Source organism: Gilvimarinus gilvus (genome assembly GCF_030518155.1).
Classification (GTDB): domain Bacteria; phylum Pseudomonadota; class Gammaproteobacteria; order Pseudomonadales; family Cellvibrionaceae; genus Gilvimarinus; species Gilvimarinus gilvus.
This window is the reverse complement of the sequence record NZ_JAULRU010000603.1, coordinates 1-363: the sequence shown is the minus strand read 5'-3', so window position 1 is coordinate 363 and position 363 is coordinate 1. Positions and strand designations below refer to the sequence as shown.

At 61.4% G+C, this 363-nt stretch carries 1 protein-coding gene; it reads right to left on the bottom strand.

Going from position 1 to position 363, the window contains the following annotated elements:
• The coding region (locus tag QWI17_RS14900; RefSeq protein ID WP_302723321.1) for a C40 family peptidase at positions 1-180 on the bottom strand (180 nt) is incomplete at its 3' end.
• Between the last annotated feature and the right edge of the window lie 183 nt (positions 181-363).

Genomic DNA, 363 nt, shown 5'->3' with positions numbered 1-363 from the left:
CACCCCACAGCGTGCCAGCACCGCCCCGACAAAGGCCGCGCACCACGGCACCTCATCATTGGTCTGCGGCACGCCCGCCTCGCGGTAATAGGCCAAGACGCGAGGATTGTGCCCTTCGGCCCATTCCCAAACACCCTCGTCCGCCTTCGCGGTCTCATAGATCAGATCGCCAATCCGCATGGCTGCCTCCTGCAATAAAAAAGCCGCCCCAAAGGGACGGCGTGTCAGTCGATGTTCGTGAGTGTCACCAGATCACATAGGATCCTGCCCCTGTTCAGGCTGAGAGGGGGTGCACTTCAGGCTCTGTTGCACGGGCTTGCAGGATCCAGTCATCCACCGCTGAAGGCACAGACGGGCCAATAC